General features: G+C 64.5%; 25 protein-coding genes and 1 pseudogene. 21 read left to right on the top strand and 5 right to left on the bottom strand.

Annotated elements, in window-relative coordinates:
- The 13 genes from DC31_RS15975 to DC31_RS15930 form a co-directional block, all read left to right on the top strand.
- Window positions 1-568, top strand: a 568-nt coding sequence (locus DC31_RS15975) for a hypothetical protein (protein ID WP_235201570.1), incomplete at its 5' end; no start/stop codon positions are given.
- A 122-nt stretch (window positions 569-690) separates the two neighbouring features.
- Window positions 691-1200 carry a hypothetical protein gene (locus tag DC31_RS15970; RefSeq protein ID WP_036281938.1) on the top strand — a complete coding sequence of 170 codons (510 nt, stop codon included), beginning with the start codon at window positions 691-693 and terminating at the stop codon, window positions 1198-1200.
- A 68-nt stretch (window positions 1201-1268) separates the two neighbouring features.
- Window positions 1269-1442, top strand: coding sequence for a hypothetical protein (locus tag DC31_RS18545; protein ID WP_160173262.1), 174 nt, complete (start codon window positions 1269-1271; stop codon window positions 1440-1442).
- A 133-nt stretch (window positions 1443-1575) separates the two neighbouring features.
- On the top strand, window positions 1576-1815 hold the full coding sequence (locus DC31_RS15965) for a hypothetical protein (protein WP_036281935.1): 240 nt from the start codon (window positions 1576-1578) through the stop codon (window positions 1813-1815).
- A gap of 97 nt (window positions 1816-1912) precedes the next feature.
- Window positions 1913-2083 (top strand): hypothetical protein, encoded by a 171-nt coding sequence (locus DC31_RS18540; protein WP_160173261.1) that lies wholly within the window; start codon window positions 1913-1915, stop codon window positions 2081-2083.
- A 189-nt stretch (window positions 2084-2272) separates the two neighbouring features.
- The gene (gene dprA / locus DC31_RS15960; protein ID WP_051607171.1) at window positions 2273-3199 is read left to right on the top strand and encodes a DNA-processing protein DprA; all 927 of its coding nucleotides are present in this window, start codon (window positions 2273-2275) and stop codon (window positions 3197-3199) included.
- A 136-nt stretch (window positions 3200-3335) separates the two neighbouring features.
- Window positions 3336-3719, top strand: coding sequence for a hypothetical protein (locus DC31_RS15955; RefSeq protein ID WP_036281933.1), 384 nt, complete (start codon window positions 3336-3338; stop codon window positions 3717-3719).
- 77 nt (window positions 3720-3796) lie between these two features.
- Entirely contained in the window at window positions 3797-3946 is a 150-nt protein-coding gene (locus DC31_RS18535) for a hypothetical protein (protein WP_160173260.1), read from the top strand.
- Complete coding sequence (locus DC31_RS15950; protein WP_036281931.1) at window positions 3943-4209, top strand: hypothetical protein; 267 nt, start codon at window positions 3943-3945, stop codon at window positions 4207-4209. Before DC31_RS18535 ends, DC31_RS15950 begins: the two co-directional genes overlap by 4 nt.
- Window positions 4210-4496: 287 nt before the next feature.
- A complete protein-coding gene (locus tag DC31_RS15945) occupies window positions 4497-4733 on the top strand; it encodes a hypothetical protein (RefSeq protein WP_036281929.1) in 237 nt (78 codons plus the stop codon).
- Between the two features lie 121 nt (window positions 4734-4854).
- The gene (locus DC31_RS15940; RefSeq protein WP_036281926.1) at window positions 4855-5262 is read left to right on the top strand and encodes a hypothetical protein; all 408 of its coding nucleotides are present in this window, start codon (window positions 4855-4857) and stop codon (window positions 5260-5262) included.
- A gap of 165 nt (window positions 5263-5427) precedes the next feature.
- A complete protein-coding gene (locus tag DC31_RS15935) occupies window positions 5428-6657 on the top strand; it encodes a hypothetical protein (protein ID WP_235201569.1) in 1230 nt (409 codons plus the stop codon).
- 77 nt (window positions 6658-6734) lie between these two features.
- The gene (locus tag DC31_RS15930) at window positions 6735-6887 is read left to right on the top strand and encodes a hypothetical protein (protein ID WP_200872961.1); all 153 of its coding nucleotides are present in this window, start codon (window positions 6735-6737) and stop codon (window positions 6885-6887) included.
- Here DC31_RS15930 and DC31_RS15925 read toward each other — a convergent pair.
- The 3 genes from DC31_RS15925 to DC31_RS15915 all read right to left on the bottom strand — a co-directional run bounded on the left by DC31_RS15925 (window position 6880) and on the right by DC31_RS15915 (window position 9160).
- Window positions 6880-7365 carry a hypothetical protein gene (locus DC31_RS15925; protein WP_036281920.1) on the bottom strand — a complete coding sequence of 162 codons (486 nt, stop codon included), beginning with the start codon at window positions 7363-7365 and terminating at the stop codon, window positions 6880-6882. The genes DC31_RS15930 and DC31_RS15925 overlap by 8 nt on opposite strands.
- Before the next feature lie 116 nt (window positions 7366-7481).
- On the bottom strand, window positions 7482-8528 hold the full coding sequence (locus tag DC31_RS15920; RefSeq protein ID WP_036281918.1) for a nucleotidyl transferase AbiEii/AbiGii toxin family protein: 1047 nt from the start codon (window positions 8526-8528) through the stop codon (window positions 7482-7484).
- Window positions 8525-9160: a type IV toxin-antitoxin system AbiEi family antitoxin domain-containing protein gene (locus tag DC31_RS15915; RefSeq protein WP_036281916.1), complete on the bottom strand. Its 636-nt coding sequence runs from the start codon at window positions 9158-9160 to the stop codon at window positions 8525-8527. Before DC31_RS15915 ends, DC31_RS15920 begins: the two co-directional genes overlap by 4 nt.
- A gap of 139 nt (window positions 9161-9299) precedes the next feature.
- On the opposite strand from DC31_RS15915, the gene DC31_RS15910 reads away from it, so the two are divergent.
- The 5 genes from DC31_RS15910 to DC31_RS15890 all read left to right on the top strand — a co-directional run bounded on the left by DC31_RS15910 (window position 9300) and on the right by DC31_RS15890 (window position 13220).
- Complete coding sequence (locus tag DC31_RS15910) at window positions 9300-9602, top strand: DUF3846 domain-containing protein (protein ID WP_036281915.1); 303 nt, start codon at window positions 9300-9302, stop codon at window positions 9600-9602.
- Window positions 9603-9760: 158 nt separating this feature from the next.
- On the top strand, window positions 9761-10642 hold the full coding sequence (locus tag DC31_RS15905) for an ArdC-like ssDNA-binding domain-containing protein (RefSeq protein WP_036281912.1): 882 nt from the start codon (window positions 9761-9763) through the stop codon (window positions 10640-10642).
- A gap of 111 nt (window positions 10643-10753) precedes the next feature.
- Window positions 10754-11500 (top strand): HNH endonuclease family protein, encoded by a 747-nt coding sequence (locus tag DC31_RS15900; RefSeq protein ID WP_036281909.1) that lies wholly within the window; start codon window positions 10754-10756, stop codon window positions 11498-11500.
- A gap of 34 nt (window positions 11501-11534) precedes the next feature.
- On the top strand, window positions 11535-11969 hold the full coding sequence (locus DC31_RS15895; RefSeq protein WP_036281907.1) for a hypothetical protein: 435 nt from the start codon (window positions 11535-11537) through the stop codon (window positions 11967-11969).
- Window positions 11970-11984: 15 nt separating this feature from the next.
- Window positions 11985-13220: a hypothetical protein gene (locus tag DC31_RS15890; protein ID WP_036281904.1), complete on the top strand. Its 1236-nt coding sequence runs from the start codon at window positions 11985-11987 to the stop codon at window positions 13218-13220.
- Between the two features lie 996 nt (window positions 13221-14216).
- Here DC31_RS15890 and DC31_RS15885 read toward each other — a convergent pair.
- A complete protein-coding gene (locus DC31_RS15885; RefSeq protein WP_327036890.1) occupies window positions 14217-15923 on the bottom strand; it encodes a DNA methyltransferase in 1707 nt (568 codons plus the stop codon).
- Between the two features lie 54 nt (window positions 15924-15977).
- On the opposite strand from DC31_RS15885, the gene DC31_RS15880 reads away from it, so the two are divergent.
- The 3 genes from DC31_RS15880 to DC31_RS15870 all read left to right on the top strand — a co-directional run bounded on the left by DC31_RS15880 (window position 15978) and on the right by DC31_RS15870 (window position 21297).
- A complete protein-coding gene (locus tag DC31_RS15880; RefSeq protein WP_081813922.1) occupies window positions 15978-17390 on the top strand; it encodes a tyrosine-type recombinase/integrase in 1413 nt (470 codons plus the stop codon).
- Window positions 17387-19201, top strand: a complete 1815-nt coding sequence (locus tag DC31_RS15875) for a hypothetical protein (protein WP_036281902.1) — start codon at window positions 17387-17389, stop codon at window positions 19199-19201. The genes DC31_RS15880 and DC31_RS15875 overlap by 4 nt, the downstream gene beginning before the upstream one ends.
- 113 nt (window positions 19202-19314) lie before the next feature.
- The gene (locus tag DC31_RS15870) at window positions 19315-21297 is read left to right on the top strand and encodes a hypothetical protein (protein WP_152545461.1); all 1983 of its coding nucleotides are present in this window, start codon (window positions 19315-19317) and stop codon (window positions 21295-21297) included.
- Window positions 21298-21412: 115 nt separating this feature from the next.
- Here the strand turns inward: DC31_RS15870 and DC31_RS15865 are convergent.
- Window positions 21413-21728: pseudogene (locus DC31_RS15865) on the bottom strand (ISAzo13-like element transposase-related protein); the annotation flags it as partial.

The following is a 21728-nucleotide window of genomic DNA, read 5'->3' as shown; positions in this document are numbered from 1 at the left end:
CCGCTCTGGGAGGGCGCGGCCTGACCTCACGGAGGACATCATGACTGTTGAGCTCACGCCCGCGGAGGGCATCACCGTGACCACCTACCAGGGCGCAGCTGACGGCGCGCCTGTCGTGCAGATCGACACCGCTGAGGGTGCCGGATGGGTGCGCGTCAATCTGAACGACGGCCCGCCGCTGTTCGATGGCGACCCCGAGCGCCACGATGCACCGGGTGCATTCCGAGGCCCGTCCGCACCTGACTCGATCCTCACCCGCACCGCACCCGAGTCTGCGCATCAGATCGCGGATGCCGTGATCGCCGCCGGATACGCGGACTGGGAGACCTTCACTCTCATCCTGACGATGCAACCCATCGACGCGCACACCGTGCGCGCTCTCATGGCCAAGGCCGCGCGCGCAGCGCTGGCCACGCTCGCCGTGCAGGTAGCCGACGTGCGCGAGGGCATCGACACTCTCAATGCCGCCGCCGAAGGCGACAGCAACGACGACGAGATCGAGGCCGCGCACCACCTGTGCAACGCCGCTGGATGGCTTGCTGACAGCATCGACAACGCCGCCCGCTGAACCGCGCGCGAGGGCATCCGTCACCCCGGCGGATACCCTCGCGCGGCACTCATCATGCCAATGTCCGACCCCCCTCGTATTGTTATCTATGTCAGATACACAACACGTTCTAGGAGGACATCATGACTGACATCACCACCACCGCACCGGCCACCGGCATCGAGGAGGGCACACTGACCTTCCCCGGCACCCCGGCTGTCACCGACCGCCGAGGCGCGTTCGCAGGCGAACTGGCACGCGCTCAGGCCGAACTGGCCGACGCACGCGCACAGATCGCCACCCGCGATCAGACCATCCACCAGCTGCGCACCGAGCAGATCACCGATGGCGCAGATGCCCGACTGCTGGACTTCTGGGACAAGGCCGGACGCATCGCCGATCACGCCGACTTCTGCCAGGAGTACGACCGGCTCGCCGAGGCCATGAACGGCACACCCCGAAACCGCGACTGGGAGGTTGAGGCCGAGGTCACCGTGACCATCCGCGTCAACTACTCCACCAGCGCCACCACCGAAGACGACGCAGACGAGAACGCCCGCGACGGCATCGACTTCGACGACGTGATCGCCGCCTACCGCGACAACGGTCACGAGGGCTTCGACGTGTCGATCATCAGCACCGAGCGGGTCTAACCCCACACCCTGACCGGGGCACACCCCGCCCCGGTCAGGGCAACCCACCGCCACGGAAAGGGCACCCCATGAGCACCGACACCACCGCTGCCGCGCTCGCCGCTGCTGGCTCGCTGACATGCGCCGAATGCGGTGACCAAGACGCGACCGGTTACGTCGTGACGATCCTCGATCTCGCCGACCCGAAGCACACCCGCACCGAGGTCTGCACCCGATGTCGCACTGAGCCGCCCGCGCCCTGATCGCGACCGACGCGCACCCGGCACCGCGCTCGCCGGGTGCGCGATCTCGCGCCGGTTCGCTCTCGCTCTCACCAATGTCCGACCCCATCTGTAGTGTTATCTATGTCAGATACACAACACCACGGAGGGCACCATGTGCACGCACTTCACCACCATCACCACCCGCCTCTACAGCACCGAGGAGCGTGAGCCAATCAACGCCCGCAACCTCGCCTACCGCCTCGATGACCTCACTGGCTACGGCAGGAACGGCTACGCACTCACCAGCACCGTCACCGCACCCGCGCACGACGCATCACCATCATCGACACCCTCGCTCTCACCGAGCCGCACTAACTCACTCAGCGCCCGCCGAACACCCGGCGGGCGCTGAGCGCAGGGCGCAGACTGGATCGCGCTCGCAGCTTGCCAATGTCCGACCTCCTGCGTAGTGTTATCTATGTCAGATACACAACACTACGGAGGACACCATGAGCACCGACACCACCCCGGCACGCACCGAGGCCACCACAGATCTCCCCTGGGTAGCCCTCGACTGCTTCGTCACCCGCATCCTCGGCCACTACGCCACCGAAGAGGAAGCCGTCGCCGCCGCCACTGAGTTCGGCAACTGCTCGTTCGCCTACCGGCTCACCACCTAGCCGCACGCGACAGCGACCCACTCCCGAGCGGGGGCGGGCTACCGCGCGCGCTCGCAGCAGGGCTGCGCTCGCCGCCGGGCTGCGCTCGCCGCAGATCGATGCTGCCCGAAATTGGGGGTTGCAACAGTCTGACCGCCCGTGTATTGTTATGTATGTCAGATACACAACACTTGTTCATTGGAGGACACCATGACCACCACCCTCACCACCGCCACCGACCTCGAGGCACGCGCCGCCTGGTCGATCATCGCCGAGCCGAGCGACGCCATAGCCGGCGCTTTCACACAGACCCTCGGCCACGCCGCCGCACTCACCGCAATCACCAGCGGACGCACCACCCTGATCCGCGCCCTCACCGAGCTCCAAGGCATCGGCGATCGCACCGCAGACGAGGCAGCCAACCGCTGGCTCCCCCGCCTCACCAAGAGCTACCTCACCGACGCGCTCGCCACGGCGAAGAACAACTCGATCACCCTGATCGACCCGAACACCATTCCCGGACTGCGCGACCTCGGCGAGAACGCCCCGCACGCCATCTGGGCACGCGGCGACCTCACAAACCTCACCCGCCCGAACACCGACCGGCTCGCCCTCACCGGCGCACGCGCGGCCACCAGCTACGGCGAGAACGTGGCACACGAGTTCGCCAGCGACCTCGCCGCACGCGACATCATCATCGTCAGCGGCGCGGCCTACGGCATCGACGGATCCGCCCACCGCGCCGCGCTCGCCGCAGGCGGCACCACGATCGCGTGGCTCGCCGGTGGCATCGACCGCCCCTACCCGATCGGGCACAGCAACCTGATCGACCGGATCGCCGCGAACGGAGTCGTCGCCAGCGAGCTCGCGCCGGGTTCCGCCCCCACCCGCTGGCGCTTCCTCGGTCGCAACCGCCTGATCGCGGCCACCAGCGCCGCGACAGTCATCGTCGAAGCCGGATGGCGTAGCGGTTCGCTCAACACGGCAGGGCACGTCACCACCCTCGGGCGCACCCTCGGCGCTGTCCCCGGCCCAATCACGTCCGCCGCATCCGCCGGATGCCACCGCCTGATCCGCGAATACGACGCGCAGATCGTCACCAGCGCCACCGACGCATACGAACTGCTCGGACGCTAGCCCCCAGCGCGAGCGCCCCGCCGGTTGATTCCGGCGGGGCGCTCGCCGCATTCCCTGTGATCTGCTGCCGACTTGCCAATGTCCGACCCCCCATGTATTGTTATGTATGTCAGGTACACAACACATCGGAGACATCATGACCAACACCACCACCCTCACCGGCCTCGACCTACTGGCGACCGCCGCACCCGGCCTGCTGCTGATCTGGCTCACCGCCCTGATCGCACTCGAGATCTGCCGACACCGCATCAACAACACCCCCGTCAGCAACCTCGCCGACATCAACCAAAAAGCCATCCGCAGCCGCCACCACGCACGCGCCATGATCGGATGGCACGCGCTCGCCGCAGCCGTCATCACCGCCATCTTCGGACTGCTGTCCTGGCCCTCCGCGCTCGCCGCAGCCCCGCTGCTAATCCTGCCCGCCCTCGGCATCCACAAATGGGCGCGCACCGCGCGCACCCTCACCCGCATGCTCAAAGCAACCAACCCCAACGGCCACGCACAGCTAACCGGCTGACAGCCCATTAGGACCGGCCACAGCGCCGGCCCCACCACACGCCGAACACGTCCCCACCCGCACGTAAGGTCAACATCATGCCTCGCACCACCAGCCAGTACCCCCACCACGTCGACTGGGCGACCGTCTCCCGCTGGATCGACGCAGGCAAGCCAGACCTGAACCCCGATGGCACCTGGGGCGAACCCACAGAAGCCCCAACACACGAGAGGAACGAGCGATCATGACCACCACCAACGCAGCCGCGATCAGCGAACTCCTCGAGGCAATCACCAACACCAGGCCCGGACACACCACCACCTGGGAGCACCGAAACACCCCCGTCACCGTATACGGCCAACGCCGCCACGAAATGAGCACCCCCACACCCTGGGCACACATCACCACGCCGGACGCACCCGAGCGATCTTCACCTGGCAACAAATCATCGACGAGATCGACGCGCTCGCCGCAGACCACCAGACCCCCTGACACGCTCCCCGCACTCTGACCACCCCACAACACAACAGCGAGAGATCCGACCCGAACCTCAGACCCCGAGACCAACCACACGGCACGTCTCGGCACGACGGGCACCACAACACTCACTGACGAGCCGCCGCGCTCGCCGCATGCCCGTCCCCAGGCAGCCGAAGCCACCAATGTCCTCCAACCGGCCCGCTGCCCGCGGGGGCGGCGACCCTGACACCGCCGCCCCCGCCTCTTCCAGATCTCTCGTCCGCGAACCACCGCATCACCGGCTTATATGGAGCAAGGAACACCAAGACGAAGGACTACATGATGGCCCGCACCTACACCATCGGAGAGAAACAGATCAGCCTTGACGACGTCGAGGCGGTTCGTGGCCTCAACGCCGACGAGCTCGCGATCCTCCTCACGTTGACGCAACAGACACCGCCCGACCCCGAAGACACCGACCCTGAGTTCCCCGCACAGCAGCCCCCCGAGGGGACGGGACTCGTCATGCTGGTCCCCGCTGCCTCAGTCCCAGAAGATGCGGAGTCGCAGCCATGAGCTTCCAACGGTTCAAGAGCATCGTTCACCCCGAGGGATATGGCTTTTGGGCGGACCCTGACGGAGCCTTCACGCTTCTCGCTCCATCGCCCTCACGATCGCGGTCGTCGTCACCACCCGGGTGGGCGATATCTTCGCCGGCGTAGGGGAGACATTGCGGGGTGCCCTCTGGGATAGCCCACCCCTCCGCATCGGACTGCTGCTGTTCCTTGCGTTAGTCGCGTCGTTGATGATCACCGCTCCGGAGCCACCCGACTTCTCGAAGACCGGCCGCTTCCACCTGTGGGTCGCGACCGTGGGCGCCACCCTCGTCGTGGGCTCTACGATGATCTGGACCTGGCCTGGCTTCGACTACGACCGCGGTGCGCCTGTCTTCGATTGGGCGATGCGGATCTGCGCCGTCGCGTTCTATGCCCTCGTCATCGGGCGCGCCGTCCGCAAGCGGATGACTGCCCGACAGACCTGGGTGAAGGCAGAGATCGAGCGACTCGGGACGGCCGAGTGGACCGAGCAGATAACCGCTCGCTGAGACATGTGCGACGATATCGACCACGGTGGCCGCCGATGCCCCGGGCAGACCCCCGAAGCTCGCCGCCGCGCTCGAGCGAGTCAACGCGACGAGGATGCCGCCAAGCGGATTGAGGCCTTCATCGGGGCGACACCGTTCCGACCCGAATCGGATGAGCTTATGCGGATGAGCTCACGCCCCAGCTACTACGACACCGATGAGTGGATCGAGTTCGACGAAACGTTGCACGCGACCGCAGAGCGCCACGGTGTGGCGATCATCGACGCCAACGCCGCACAAGGCGTGTGGATGAGCGACATCGAACCCGCCAGCGCCTACGTCGTCCGCGCTGACAGCTTCGACGACATCAAGGCCTGGGCCGGGGAACTCGCCGGCCGCTACAACCAAGACAGCATCATGGCCGGCTTCTACAACGCCGCCGGTCCCGACACCGTCTACTCCTTCGATGCTGGCGACCGCGACACTGACAGCATCGTCACCGCAATGCGTACGGCTGGCGTCGCCGGCGGTCGCACCTACAACGGCAGACTCGAGATCGCCGAGACCGCCGACTCCCCTCTCACTCCGGACACCAAGCGTGCGCTCGCGATCATCCTCGGCAATCCCACCACCGCCCGAGCTCACGTCGAGTTCGTCGAGAAGACGGACGCCTACCTCGAGCACACGCCGATCAAAGAGATCCAGAGCCTGAGACAGAACTACGCAGCCGATCACGGCTTCCCCGTCCGGGAGCGCATGCCCAACCTGACCGCAGCTGACGACATCGCTGCGGCCCGCGCCTACGAGGCCGCACCGCACGAGCCCACTCACCCTCGGGTGGTTCGCTCCTACCGCTACTTCCGTCAGCACATCGCTGCGCAGTGGGACATGCTCACTGCCGCCGGCTACCGCTTCGAGCCCTGGCACGGCGACCAGGAACAGCCCTACTCGAACTCAGCAGCGATGCTCGCCGACCTCCGCAACAACAAGCACCTGTTCTACTTCCGCACCGAGGTCTCCCAGGACACCGAAGGCGCGCTGCCGACCGATCACCCGATGGCCAGAGAAGTCACCGTGACCATGCACGATGGCACCACGCAGCCCATGATCGCCAACGACGTCTTCCGCGCTGTGCACGACGCGATTGCCCATAGCGAGGGGCACCAGTTCGGCCCCTTCGGGGAGAAACGCGCCTGGTGGGCGCACCGCTCAAGCTTGCCCCGCGATGCACGCCTGGCGCTCTGGAACGAGACCCGCGCCCAGAACTGCTGGACGAACGCGGGCCCTCACATGACTACCCTCGACGACGACGGAAACACCCGGCTCCGTCAGAGTACCGAGGCCGGATGGCTGCCGATCTCCCAACGCCCCTACGCAGAACAGAAGTGCGTCAACGTCAGCCCGGCGCTCCTCTAACAACGACGAAAGAGAGCGCCGCAATGTCCATCGTCGATGGTTTCGTTCAACCGCACTGCCCCACCTGTGGAGTCGTCATGCGCGACGATCCCCGTGGCTTCCGCTGCCCCTCCTGCAACCGCCTCGACGACCACTCAGCAGAACGAGCAGCCGTCGAGATCCCACCCGCGTTCGACGGCCCGGATCTCGACCAGCACCGCCACCACAGCTACCGATCCGATCTCAGCTGACAGACGCACCCTGAGATGCCGGCGAGACCAGTACGCTGCCACCCGCCGGCGGAATGATCGTCGCCACCCCGGTGTCATCGACACTGAGAACGTAGCCGCGAACCACCGCGCGCTTGGCATCACCGACCTCCACCTGCGGCGCATCACCGTGACGCACCACATCGGTGTCTACGTACACGATCGGGCGCGCCTGACCGGCCTTCCACGGCCCGACCGGCGACGGCTGGCCAACCAGATATCCGAACTCAGCCGAGTCCTGCACCTGGAACCGAACCCGCGTTCCCTCATCGACACGGACGTGACCGACGATGTCGTAAACAGACACCACACGGTTGTTCCACACGCCCACAAGAACGTCCCCATACTGGGCAACCGCGGCGTCATTGATGCCGTACCAATCCCCCTCAGTCGCTTCCTGCAGCGTGAGCTCACCCGAGAGCGTCTGCGCATAACTCCGGTTCACATTCACAACGATCACGATGAACTCCTAACATCTAAGAGACATCTTCATTTGAAGATGCGACAACTATAACTAGACGTTATCTAGCGCGCAAGATGCGACATCTTGAGAGCGACGTAACCGTACAGCCCCACTCACCCCCTACGCGACCGCCAGTGACCAGCAATCGGAGCACCCGAACGCATATGCGGCTTCACCCACACATCCCCTTCAGACACCACTGACTCGGCGCTCGCGCCCGATGTCACCGTGCTCGAGGCATCGCCCCAGCCTCGCTCCGGCTGCCAGGCGACGTCGTCTGCAGCGCGGCCGGGAGCGAGTGCCGGCGTGAGGAAGTTCCCCATGAGCTCGCTTGCTTGATCGACGGTGGGAACCGCGGCAGCAGGTGGCGTAGCTGCAGCGAGCACCTGGTAGCGCTTCTCCCAGCCATCGGGGATGACCAGCTTCTCGAAGGGCTCGAGGCGTGAGTGGATCTGCTGCGTGGCGATCGCCAGCTGCAGCGGGCGCAGCGGAACATTCTGCGTTCGGGCGATGACGACCAGGTCGACGAGGTCTTTCACACGGCTGCTGGGTCGACCTCCCGAGTATGCCCGCGACATGGTCGCACACACCTTCTCGGCGATCTGGTCGACCAGCGGAAACAGCCGGTAAGAAGAGGACGGCAGCGGTCGCGCCAGATGTAGGCGTGATGCGGGATCGATGACCTCGACGACGCCAGTGGGCGGTGGGCCGACGACCAGGTCGACCTTGACCTCACCGAAGCGTTTGCGAGCGCCGGCGCTGCCAGCGAAGCAGGCGAAGGTCACCTGCCGAGTCTGCACATCGGGCTGCGTTTCTCCCTGTCCGGTGTCTTTCGTCGAGAGCAGCTCGAAGCTCAGGTGATCGCCGTAGTCACGCTGCACGCGAGTGCGCAGATCCTCGACCGCGGCGTCCAGCGTGGCCTGCGAAGCGTTGAGATCGACGTCCTGAGTGTGTCGAGCGTCCGGCACGCGAGCCAGGACGCTGAGCCCACCCTTGAGCATCCACCCGGACGAATCCCCATCCGCGAAGACACGGCTGAGGAATCGGTCAAACCGTGCCCGGGCGATCTGCGCGCCGACGTCGCCGCCGGTTGTTTTGGCTGCCGACTTGATGGCTTGCTCGATTCCCTGCCAGCTGCCGTAGGGAGATTCTTCGCTCATGCCGGCACGCCCAGACCCGCGTCAGCTGCCAGCTGCGCCGCGAAGGTTTCCCCGTCCGGCATCCCGTCGCGAGCGGCGAGCGGTTCCAGGTGGATCGCGAGCTCGCTGAGATCGACCATCCCCCGGGAGCTGGCATCGCTCAGGGCGTCCGCGACCAGCGAGAGGTCAGTCCACTGCTCGACGAGATCTGCGATCGTGCGCATCGGAGTCATCGCCGGCACGCCATCGATGAGGGTGATCTCTCGCGGCTGCAGCTGCAGCATGCGCATCCGCACTCGAGGATTCCGGCTGGTTCGTCGACGGGCGCACACCAGGTCGATCACGTCGACCCAGAGATCTCCGAGACCATGCAGGCGCGCGGCCGCAGTGCCGGCCACGACCACCGCGGACTCATCCGCTGTCCTGGCACCATCGCTCACGGACAGCCACGCAGCGAGGATCTCTTCGTGCTCAGGTTCCGGGGCACCGGCCATGCGGTACACGCCGTGAGTGATCCGCTCGAGCACGCCGGCCGCACTCATGCGCGACATCTGCATGCGTTGCACGCCGATGGCCGCTGCCTGTCGAGTCGTCACCAGGCCCGACTGCATCTGTGCGAGCTTCCCGAGCTCAGCGATCGCGTTCATCGTCATGTTGCAACTGTATCACTGATAGTTACAACTGCTGTAGCTCGCCCTCACCCAGATTCTTCATCCCGGGGGTTGTGGGCACCTGTACCCGTGTGTATTGTTATCTATGTCAGATACACAACATCAACACACGGAGGACATCATGAGCAACACCAACGGACTGCTGATCACCACGGGCGGACAGGTGACCGACGCCACCTTCACCGGCCTCGAGGACTACCAGCGCGCAGTCGGCGGCTATATCGAGACGGTCGATATCGACGGCAACCACGACCTGATCGCCAACGAAGAGGGGCTGATCCAGCAGCTGCCACTCAACCGACTGGCGTCGCTGATCGCACGCCGCCCGATCGTCGGCAACGCCGTGGTTGTCGGGTTCAAGAGCTCCGAGTTCGTCGACATCGACGACGAGCTCGCAGGCACCATCCGCAGCCTCGCCGGATAGCACCCCCTCCTCTCACCCAGCGCCCACCGCCCCGCGGTGCGCTGATCTCGTCTGCCTCAGCGGGCACTTCTCCCCTATTCGCAGATTGGGCTTGACAGTCGCTCAGTCCTGAGTATTGTTATGTATGTCAGATACACAACAAGCCTTTGGAGGGCATCATGAGCACGACCACCACCCGGACCCGGACCCGGACCCCCGAGCAGCGGCGCGAGCAGGCGAAGGCGCTGCACGACCAGCTGACCGCTCAGGTCGCCGAGCTCGCGCAGGGCGAGAACTGGATCGCGTGGCTGCGGTTCACCGCGAACTTCCGCACCCTCAGCATGAACAACTCGTGGCTGATCTTCGCTCAGCGCCCGGACGCGACCCGCGTTCTCGGATACCGCCAGTGGGAGAAGCTCGGCCGACACGTTCGCCGCGGCGAGAAGTCGATCAAGATCTTCGGATACTCCACGAAGAAGACCGTCGACGTCGACGAAGAGAGCGGCGAAGAGATCACCAGCCGCCGCGCCTACTACCCCGTGCTGTCCGTGTTCGACATCAGCCAGACGGATGCCGATGAGGACGCAGTGGAGCCGGTGGAGATCACCCGCCACCTGGTCGGCGAGGATGAGACAGAGATCTTCGAGCGCACCGCCGCATTCATGCGCGGCCGCGGCTGGGATGTCGAGCTCGAGGACATCGCCCGCGATGGCCTCAACGGGTACACCACCCCCAGCACCCGGCAGATCCGCGTCGACGCGAAGATGTCTCCCGCGCAGCGCGCGAAGACGATGATCCACGAGGCCGCACACGCGATCCTCCACGTCGACGAGATCGAAGGGGAGTCCGGCCACCGCGGCATCCGCGAGACCGAGGCCGAATCGACCGCCTACGTCGTCGCCGCGCTGCTCGGACTGGACACCAGCGACTACTCCATCGGCTACGTCGCCGGATGGGCTGGCGCTGATGTCGACCTGATCCGCAGCACCGCCACCAACGTACTGCGCGCCGTCAACATCCTCGCCGAAGACCTCGTCGACGACGAGCAGCTGGCCGAGTGAGCCGCGGCCGCGAACCGGCAGGCCCTGCGCCCCGGTTCGCGGCCGTCCACCCAGATTCGTCCGCGAAGGCACGAAATCGCGGCCTATATGCAATGAAACCGGAGGTCCATCATGAAGCTCAACCGAACCGTAGGAAAAGCCGCCGGCAGCGGCGTCGCCGTCGTCGCAGCCCTGCTGCTGGCGCTCACCTTCGCGACCAACGACAACGGCAACGCCGCACACCCCGCACCAGCGCTGCCTGCACCGATCGGCGCCACCCCACCTGCATCGCCGCCGCCCGCCGACGACGCTGCCGCAGCAGCTGCAACGCCGGCCCTCGCACTGCTCGAGGAGATCCCCGCCGCCACCGACATGACCTACACCAAGTACGACCGAGATCTCTTCGGCCAACGATGGGCCGACGTCGACCGCAACGGCTGCGACACCCGCAACGACATGCTGCGCCGCGATCTCATCGACCTCACCTTCAAGGCCGGCACCCACGATTGCGTCGCCCTCACCGGCACCCTCAACGATCCATACACCGGCGAGACGATCACCTTCACCCGCGTCAGCAAGGGCTACCAGCCCGTGCAGGTCGACCACGTCATCCCCCTCGCCGCCGCCTGGTACACCGGCGCCGCCCAATGGAGCGACGACACCCGGCTGCAGTTCGCCAACGATCCCCGCAACCTGCAGGTCACCACCGCGAACCAGACCAAGGGCGATCGCACACCCAGCAGCTGGATGCCCCCGCACGGCCCATGCGACTACGCAACCCGCTACGTGCAGGTCGCCCACGCCTACGACCTCACGCTCGCTCCCGACGACATCACTGCCCTGCGCAGTGCCCTGACCAGCTGCACCCCAACACACTGACCTCGTCAGACACGACCCAGGAAGAGACAGCATCATGACCATCCCACCCCGCATCCTCAGGGCGATCGACGAGAACGGCACGAACTACTCCGACCTGTTCGCCGACATCGACACCGACACCATCGAGAACGTCGACAGCTACGGCGTCCGCAAAATCGACGCCATGATCCCGAACGACCCGCACTCGCCCCGCGCCAACTCTGACGGCCCCCTCGGTGCCATCATCGTCCGCTGGATTCAGTCACGCATCGACAACCCCGCCGAACCGTTCGGCTGGCAACACTCCTACGGCTGGCAGTATCTCGACGCCGCCGACATCCACACCATCACCTACGTCGAGGAGGCAGGCGACGAGCTCGAGTTTGAGTTCATCAACATTTTCGGCCATGTCGAGCAGGGACGCCGCGGCTACCGGCTTCGCGCGATCGCCAACGCGCTCGGACTCCTACTCGAGCTCGATCCGCACTGAGAGGAAGACCCCACAATGTCCACCCTCGACCTGCTCGACGACAGCTTCCCCCACGGCACACCAACCGGCCACCGCAAAGGCTGCCGCACAGCCGCCTGCCCCGCCGTCATCCCCTGCCGCACCGTGTATACCCGCTACGTCGGTGACTTCACCTTCGCCCGCCGCCTCGACGCCGGCATGTCCCTCACCGAGATCCTCGAACAGGACGCCGCCGCACGCACCCGCGCGCGCCAACACGACCGCACCACAACTGCAACCGCACCCCCAAAGAAGCGCAAGCCGGCAGCCACCAAACACCCCCGCACGCCCAAGACACCGCCACCCGCAGCGCAGTCCCAGGCAGACCGAGCCCCCGCCGCCACGCCGCCACCCGCACCGCGAACGCACCCCGGCTACACCTGGCTCACCCACGCACGCAACAACACCACTCTCAGCGGCGACAAGCTCGCACAGCGCCTGCGGGATCTCGACGCCTATGAAGTCGAGCTCGATCGGCACATCGACGAGCTCGCTCGCTGGCGATCGACCAGAGTGGACCTCCGCCAGCAGCTGGCAGCAGCCGTCAAACGGCTCGCAACCGCGACCATCGCATCGAGCACCGGCCTGTCGGTAGGTGGCGCGATCGAACGTGCGCTGCAGGAAGCGACCGAACGCCATCAGGCCGTCACCGCTGAACTCGAAGCGAGCACCAACAGCCGGCCGGCACCGCCCGCTAAGCCGCGCGCACTCCGACCCTCCAAGCCATCTAAGCCCCGCCAGCTGCGGCCACATGGCACCAACGCCTGCAGGGCACGCGGCTGCGATCGCCCTGAGTGCATCGAGGCCGGCAGGAACTATCACCGCGAGTGGATGGAGCAACGCAAGCAGCAGCAGATCCCTGCCGAGTACCACGGCACCGCATACGGCTATCAACTCGGCTGCAAGAACCGGGAGCACTGCCCCGGCCAGATCTCCTGCTCCGACGCATCACTCGCTGAGGAACGACGCCGCCGTCGCGAGGCCGGCATCGCCGAGCAACCGCCGCGCGTCCCCGCTGAACCCATCCGCACCCACACCCGCGCGCTGATGGACAGCGGCATGACCGTGCTCAAAATCGCCGAGGAAGCCAACGTCTCCAAGACCGGAGTGAAGATCCTCCTCTACGGCCGCTCCGGCGCCCGCAAAGGCGAACTCCCCCGCGAGATCGAAGCGGCAAAGGCACAGCGAATCCTCGCCCTGCAACCGCTCACCGCACTCGAGAACACAGCCTAGAAAGCACAGCCATGTCCCAAGGAACCACATCCCGAATCTGCATCGCCAGCGCCGATCCCCAACACGGCTACTGCGGTCGCCAAAACAGCACAGCCAACACAGACCCCAAAAAGACCAACTGCAAAGACTGCAGCGCCGCACTACGCGCCGACATCCACGCAGGCCTACCAATGCCCCAACCAGAGCGGATCAGCCAATGAGCACCCACCACCCCACGACCTCACCACCTGGCCCCAGCTGCACCCCGGAGACACCGTCCTCCTCCGCAACCGCACCAGCCCAACCCACATCGTCACCACCGTCGCCCGCACACTACCCACCACCGATGGAGACGGCCCGGGCATCACCGACACCCACGGCAACAGCTACCGGCACTACTACTTCACCGCCGACCGCACCGCCACCGCACAAGAGATCTCCGACTCAATCGACGCGCTCGCCGCGCTTCTCGAGAAGATCAGCGCCCAGCTGCTCGACCCCACGATGATCGACGACATCGACGACGCCAGCTAGCATTAGACCTGGGCACCCGCCCGTTGAGCAATCTCTTCCTTCTGGTTGAGGCTGACCCTCCAACACTGTTGTGTATCTGACAATCGCGACCGAGTTGGCTCCGAGCGGGTGCCCTTACTCATGCGCAAAATCAGCCCAGAGGCGGACCATACGCCTCACGGTCATACCGCGCCAGCGCAGCAACAAACTCAGCACCACTGACGTCATACCGCGCCACCGCCGGCACAACCGACCTCACGAACAACAACGCATTGGAATACACCCGACCACACACCGGGCAGACCGCGAACTCCGCAGAATCATCAGACCCCGAAGACGCGAACGACAGCCGACCAAAACGATCGGCATGCCGCCAATCCTCCGTCCACGAATCATTCCCGCACGCACAGGACTGATTCTCACCATCCTCATCGATCTCCGCAGCCCCATCGACCGGCACCGTCGCATACGGCCACCACTCAAGACACCCCACCACGACGCACCCTACCCAGCAGCACGCGAACGCCGACGCACAGGCTTCGCCGGCATCACAAGCTCATCCACCGTCGTGAGCTTCGCATAGCTGGCAAACAACGCACGCAACCGATCAGCCTCACCAACACTCCCCCGCAACCCGAAAACCTTATCCACCGCCGCATCGAGCTCACGATGCGCTCGCAGCAGATTAGGTGACATGGCGAGCGGGTTGTAGTGGTCAGCGAGCGATCGTTCTGGATGCAGCGCTCTTGCTGCGAGCACGGACTTTCCACCGGCGATGATCGCTGTCCTTTGCGCATCGGTGAGCGCCGGCAGCGGGAAGGTGTTCCACGACAACGTGTTCGAGAACCTTAGTCGTGACTCGAGGCGTCCGCCGATCGTGCGTTGCCAAGTGATGAACGCTGAGGATGAGATCACTGCGAAGGCCAGGCCGTCCGGATCGTCAGCTTTGAAGTTGGCATCACCACAGATCACATCGGGCTCGAACAGTCCCACGGGGAAGAACATGCGGGTCTCACTCGCATGCCTGGGCACGCACACATAGGGCGTGTCCGGCTGCGACCGTTGACCAAACAGGTGCGGTGTCTCCGCCATCTGCCGTGTCGAAGCGGCCTTCGATGATGCACGGAAGGCTCGCACCGCGTCGAGGCGGCGCCGCAAAATCGGAGAGCGGGCGATGTCGCTGGGGTCGAGGTCCACCAGCCAGAGGCACCACCGCGGTTCATCATGGATCAGCTGGCGGGCACCCACGAACGGGCGAACGTACTTCGCAGCCACCGGATCAGCCATGACCTCGTCATACTCGTCAGGTTCGATCAGAAGGTTGCCATCGTCTCGGGCCATATTGCCGAACACCATAGGCGGCAGCTGACCCAACGGGGTACGTCGCTGCTCAACGAGCACTATCGGCCCGTCGACGAGATATCCATTCAGCTGATCCAGCACGGGGATCTCCATCGGCTCCCCCTTGAGGTCGGCCGAGTAGTCGAACAGCCGTGCACGCTTCTTCGGTGATCGGTCGAAGCCGATCACCGAACAATGCACCGCAGCTGCTCCCGGTGCCTCACTCGTCCACGCGAAGGTACGGTGGGCGAACTTCACACGCCATCCGGCAGCGAACACCGGTCCGAACAGCGCGGGCACCGGCTCACCCTGCGCGATCGAGTTCGTCGAGACGAAGGCGAACTCGCCGGCATACCCCGGACGCTCGAACAACTCGAGCGCTTTCGCATACCAGCCCGTGACGTAATCCAGCCGACCGATATCCTCCCGACGCCAGACGTCACGAAGCTCCTGCGCCTGCTCCACAGAACGTGTCGCGTGCCCGAGGAACGGCGGGTTGCCCATGATGTACAGGTGCTCGGTGGGCTCAACGACTTCCGCCCAGTCGATGCGCAGCGCGTTCCCGACGATGATCGTCTTGATCTTGTCGAGCGGCAGCGGATCAGGGGCAGAGCCTAAAGCAAGTTCCATCGCCTGATTCGCCTGGTGCTCTACCAGGTGCAAAGCCGTCGCGGCAATCTGCGCCGGCCACTCCTCTAGCTCGATCCCGTGAAAGCTCGAAAGCCTCACCGCAAGGTGCTCCTCGGTGAAGAACATCGTGCGTGCCGTCTCTCCGGACAACTCCTGAATCCGCAGAAGTACTTCGAGATCCAGCGCCCTCATCTGGCGATACCCGACCACCAGAAAGTTGCCACAGCCGGCAGCGCTTATGTGTATGTTCTGTCAGTGTCTCAACGCACTCACGTACCGACCACTCGGAGAACCATGCATCTACGATTCATTGACCGCAGCCTGCCGTCGACGCTGGCCGCTGATGATCTGACCAAGAAGACATATGAGTCAGTGGCCACACTCGGCGATGGAATGCCGCTCCTGCTCGATGAACGGTGGCGCCCGGTCGAGCCGTGGCTGACCTACTTCAGAGCCGTCAGCGGCGCCACGTCGAAGTCGACTGTTCGCAGCTACGGGTACGACGCCTTCCGATTCGCGTCGTTCCTCGCACGTCGAGGAACCGACGTCGTCCACGCAGGCGCAGACGACATCACCGCCTATCGGGAGTGGCGCCTGGCCGACGCTGAGCGGCCCGTTTCGCCTGCTACCTGGCAACGTGAGGTGGTCGTGATCCGCGGTGTGTACAGCCTTCTGATGCAGACCGGCGCGATTGCTCGCGAGCCGTGGATAACCGTCGGTCGTTCATCTGCACTTCGCCGCCCATGGCACAGTGAGCCTGACATCCGGCCGCTTACGAGAGCACAGTGGGCAGCCTTTCGTAACGTCGGGATCCAGGGACGAACGGCCAGCGGCGAGATGGATCCGAGCTGGCGTGGCCGCTCCGCGCTGCGGTCTACCGCGGGTGCTGAAATCGCTGTGACGACCGGGATGAGGGTGTCCGAGTTCTCTACTCTGCTGGATACTGAGCTGCCGCTGCCATCCGGCTTGGGCGCCTCCGTGCTGCTCGAAGCATGCGCCAAGTACCAGAAACGCCGACGCGTGTCCGTCCCGGCGTCCACGCTGCGGTCCGTCGACCTCTACCGGCAGACCGAGCGGCGTGCCATCGTCCGCCGCTCCGCGGCATCGCTGTGGGCGGGACGTCACGACCTGTTCATCGTCGACGAGCTCGACTCCACAGCTGGCGTTGTCCGAGGCCGCCTTGGCACCCGGCGTTCCACCTGGCGACTGCACCTGCTGCCTCCCCGTCTTCGGAGGATCGCGGTGACTGAGCGTGAGCACGGCCTTGAAGCACTCGGCCTCTTCCTCGGAAGAGGAGGACTCCCGATCGGTCTGCGAGCCTGGCATGCGACGTTCGAAACCGCGAGTCGGCGCACGATCGAACTCGCGCCCGAACAACTTGGGGGCCGCCGGGCACGCGTCACGCCACACGATCTCAGGCACACGTTCGCCGTCGTCACACTGAAGGCACTCACCGAACTGGCGCTCGCTCGCGAGGCGGAGAGACGCGCCGGCTCGATCGGCCCCGCGACACTTTCCGAACACATCTCAATCAATCCGCGACTGACCGTGCAGCGCCTACTTGGGCACTCCAACCCGGCCACGACGATGATCTATCTCCGCTACATCGAGGACACTGACGCACTAGTGCAAGACATATTTGAAAGCTGGAACGACGAAGCAGTAACGTTCGCCGAGGCCGTACTCTCCGATCGCCGTGACGCATGAACAATCTCGACCTCTCGCCCCGCGTCGTATCCTTTCGCACAGACACAGGCAGCGTTGTCGACTCGACCGTACATCCGCTGGAGTACCGGCATCCTGTGCTTGCAGCCGAGCTCGCGGACGCGCTGGTCGAGATGCAGAAGACCTTTGGGCTCGCCGATGGCACCATGTATCACTACCGCCGCGGGCTGGAAAATTTTCTAGGCCAATTCGCCGATTCGGTTCCGCGCGCGACCTCCCTGTCACGAGCGGATGCTTCGGTGGTCGAAGCGCTCCACGAGTGGGAATCGTCGCTCGGCCGGTCGTACTCTGCAGAGAGCCACATCCCGTACAGCCGGGGCCGCCAAATCCGACGGCTGATCCAGGTACGCGTCGCCGGGGGCCGCGAAGTGAGCGAGCCGGTACTGCGCTGGGCACGTGGCCCAATTCTTCACCAGGGCGGCGAGAGTAGGCCCCTAGACGAGTTTTCGAATGCCGAACGTCTCGCGATACGCGATGTATGCCGGGACCGGATCCGGAAGCTCGAAGCACGACTGTCACGCGGTCGACAACTCTTGCTGAGCGGGAAGGATCCCCGCAACGACGGATGGGTTCGACCGGCCAACGTTCTGTGGGGCGTGCGATGGCTCGGTCGCACAGACGATACGTCGATCTTTGACGATGTCGCTAGGGCCAACAAATCCGGCACGCTTAACGAACTCGATGGCGAGGGGAGCGGCGGGGCGTCCATCTATCGCTCGATGGACCGCGCCTTGTCGTACCTCTATCCGACGGATCAAGATCTCATTGCATTCCGCACGCTCCTGCAGTTGGAAACCGGCGCCGCGCCTGAGGAATGGTCAGGCGTCACAATCCAAGACATCAAACCTTCCTCCGACGCACTCCACGTGCGTCTTCATAAGGCACGGGCTCACCGGAGTCGCACAATTCGCTGCGCAACTACGGATACGGATACCGACAAGGGCTGGAAGGCCGGCGACCTCGTCCGACGCCTCATCGCCGTCACTGAACACGCCAGAAGCGAAGCGACGTCGATGAAATCGCCGAGCGGCGACGCCCTATTTCTCACTGTTCAACGAACAATCGGCCGATCCCTCGAACCTCGCGCAACCCCATTCCACCGCCAACCGTTCAGCGCCCTACTGGCCACAATCTCACCCGAGGTTTCGCAACCCCACGACGCTCGACGACTTCGGAAGACGGTAAAGAGCATCAGAGCTGCGGTCTTGCGAAGCGCCGACTCCGCCGCGGGCGACGATCACAGCATCGCTGTCTACCAGCGACACTATGCGCAGTCGACGACGGTGCATGTCCTCGCAGGGACTGCCGTCAACGCTGCACAAGAGCAGGTGTTCGACCGGCTGCGCAATGGACCTCTCTTGGTGAAGTCACCAGCGAGCGTCGTGGCGACGGATGAGTCAGGTGCGCTCTCGAGCGCTGCAGCAGAAGAACTGTCGTCGAGCACCACCGACCGTGCGATGAGCGTCGCACAATGCTCGTCTCCCTATGAATCACCCTTCAGCCCTACCGGTCGGCTATGCGAGCATCGCCCATCGATGTGCTTCGCGTGCCCGAACGCGATCGTCTTCTCAGATCATCTTCCCCGCGTCCTTGCGTATCGAGAGATCTTACGAGGGCACGAGAAGGAGATGCCTCCTGGACAGTTCGCCGCAGTGCACGGCCAGCAGCTCATGAACGTCGAACGGATCCTGCAAGAGTTCCCGGCCAATGAGATCCATGCAGCTGAGGCCCAGCTCAACGACATCCAGCAGACGGTGCATGTACCGCTCACCCAACGAGGAACTCACCTGTGAACACGACGCCGAATACGCATCCCCTCGCGGCATCAGAATTTCAGAGCAGCTTTTGGGCTGCGAACGAACCAGTCCTCCAGCATCAGTATCTTGAGCATGATCACCCTGTTCCTATGTTCGGCGAAAACCGACGGTGGGACCTCCGTGCAGCGGGATGGAATCCTGCGGCTGGCCGGCATTCTGCATCTCTTCTTTTCGAAGGGTTCGACGGCGGATGGAATCTCCTCGCACGAGAGTTAGCCATCGCATTGCTCAATCCCGTGCACGCGGTGCTGCGCAAACAAGGGCTGTATCTGAGATCAACGCCGGTCTCGATCAAGACGGTTCACTCGAGACTCGCCGGCCTGAAGAACTTCGCGATGTGGCACACGGAGAACTACCGTGGGACCCCGCTTCGCGATCTACAGCAGGCGCATCTCGACCGGTTCCTTGTCAGGGCAAGGTCGCAGGACGCGATCTCTGCGACAGTGTCGGCGGTCGACGCAATCCGGGCCCTGCACGACTTCGATTCTGTCCTCACTGGAGGTGGCCTCTCGTTCCGCCCGTGGGGCGGCCAAACGACCAAGGCACTGAGCGGACGAACCGTTGGCAACGAACTCAGCACGCCAGTGATACCGCCAAGCGTGTGGTGGCCACTTCTGCGTGCGTGCTGGCAATACATTGACGTGTTCTCTCACGACATTCTTGCAGCCGCAGCTGAGTGGTCTGCACTCAATCGCCCGCTGAAGGATCGCCGACGAGTAAACGACCCCGACGCCGCGCTGAAGCGCTGGCTTAGCTCAAGCGACACCGTAGTTCCGGTGCACCGGTTGACATACGGACGGTTCCGAAAAGGCGAGATCCACTGGACCTTGCTCTCCCTCCTTGCCACTGACGGCCACAGCCACGCCATGTTCGCGGACCTTCAGTCGCAGGTAGTGCTGTGCCGCCGTGAGCAGGTCACTCGTGCAATTGCAGGCGGAGCCATCCATACGACGGCCGGGGGTCTATCAACCAAGCCGACCGACGTCACGCGTGCCGACGGCGGCCTTGGCCCATGGATCGACGGATTCGACCCAGCGACGATCCGCGAGCAGAAGAAGATCCTCCGCAACGCGTGCTACGTCTTTTGCGCTGCGCTCACGATGATGCGCGATTCCGAACTGCTGAGCATCAAGAAGGGCGCGCTCACCACGTCCTACGGCGCTCCCGCTGTCACGTCTCAACTGCGAAAGGGTCGACGCGGGACCCACCGGCGCAACTGGTGGATCATCGAACCGGTAGCGCAAGCCATTGCGGTCGCAGAGCAGCTCGCACTCGGCGAAGACCTCTTCGGATCGAGTCGGCGCAACCACGAGAAGGAAGGTCACCTGACGCGGTTCGACCGTCACGATGAGCTGAAGAAGTTCATCATCCAACTCAACGCGCTAGGTCCAGACGCGGGGCTCGAGCCAATCCCGGCGTTCCACCTCGCCCCGCACATGTTCCGGCGAACCATGGCCATCATCACGGCGCAGCAGCCAGACGGCGAGATCGCGCTCGGCATTCAGCTCAAGCATGCGGCACGCCGCGCCGTCGCTAACGGCACAACGTCCGGGTATGCGAGCGAGACGCCGGAATGGGCCGCCGAGTTCGAACACGAGTTACAAGAAGCGGTCGCCTCACGGCTCGTCGGCATGTGGTCCGGGGCGAATGCCCAAGAGCTCCCGCTGGCAGGTGCAGGCGCACAACGCTTCCGCGATCGCCTCGGTGAAGTCGAGGCCAGCACGATAGTGAAGATTGGAGACCAGCGCACTCTGCGGGCGCTCCTTCGGGATCAGTTCAATACGCTGCGCTGGGGCACAGTGAACCACTGCCTGGGCATCCCCGAACAGGCGGCATGCCTCAAAGGGCTGCCGGCCGAAGCAGCCGCTCAGGGGGTGATGCCGAACAGATGCCAACCAACTACCTGCGGAAACTCCGTCATCACCGATGAGCACGCGCCGGTCTGGATCGCCGAGGAACGCGACTTGCTTGCGAAGCTTCGAGATCGGAAGATGGCGACCCGCAATCGTGAGCAACTCGAGGGAGAGCTCGCATCAGTTCAGAAGATCACTCGGAGGTTCACGGATGTCTGACACCACCAACTCCGAGACGAAGCTGCGCGCGGCGATGGCGAGACTGCTCGGCGGAACAGCAGAGCGCACCGACGGGAGGCTAAGGGCTCGCTGAATATTAACTTGGGCGTGTCGAGTTGAGCGTGTAGTTCCATTCTGGGTGCCAGTCGTGGCGGGCGAGGATCCCGTCGGCCTCGAGGGCCTTCATCTGCTGGTCAGGGATCTTCACGCCGAGCGGGTACTCGTTCTGGTCGAGTTCAGCGTGGACACGTAAGCCCGTCCGCGTCGTGGTGGCGGCGATGGTGTTCACGATGACCTCGTGACTGGTCAACGGTCTGCCTCGCCAGTTCATCGAGATATAGGAGAACAGGCCGTGCTCGATTTTGTTCCACTTGCTCGTGCCGGGCGGCAGGTGGCACACCGTGATGGCCAGCCCGGTGTCGGCGGCGAGA

It is taken from the genome of Microbacterium sp. CH12i (assembly GCF_000685355.1).
In the GTDB taxonomy this organism is placed as follows: Bacteria; Actinomycetota; Actinomycetes; order Actinomycetales; family Microbacteriaceae; genus Microbacterium.
The sequence above is the reverse complement of the archived record's forward strand: the minus strand, read 5'-3'. Positions and strand labels throughout refer to the sequence as shown.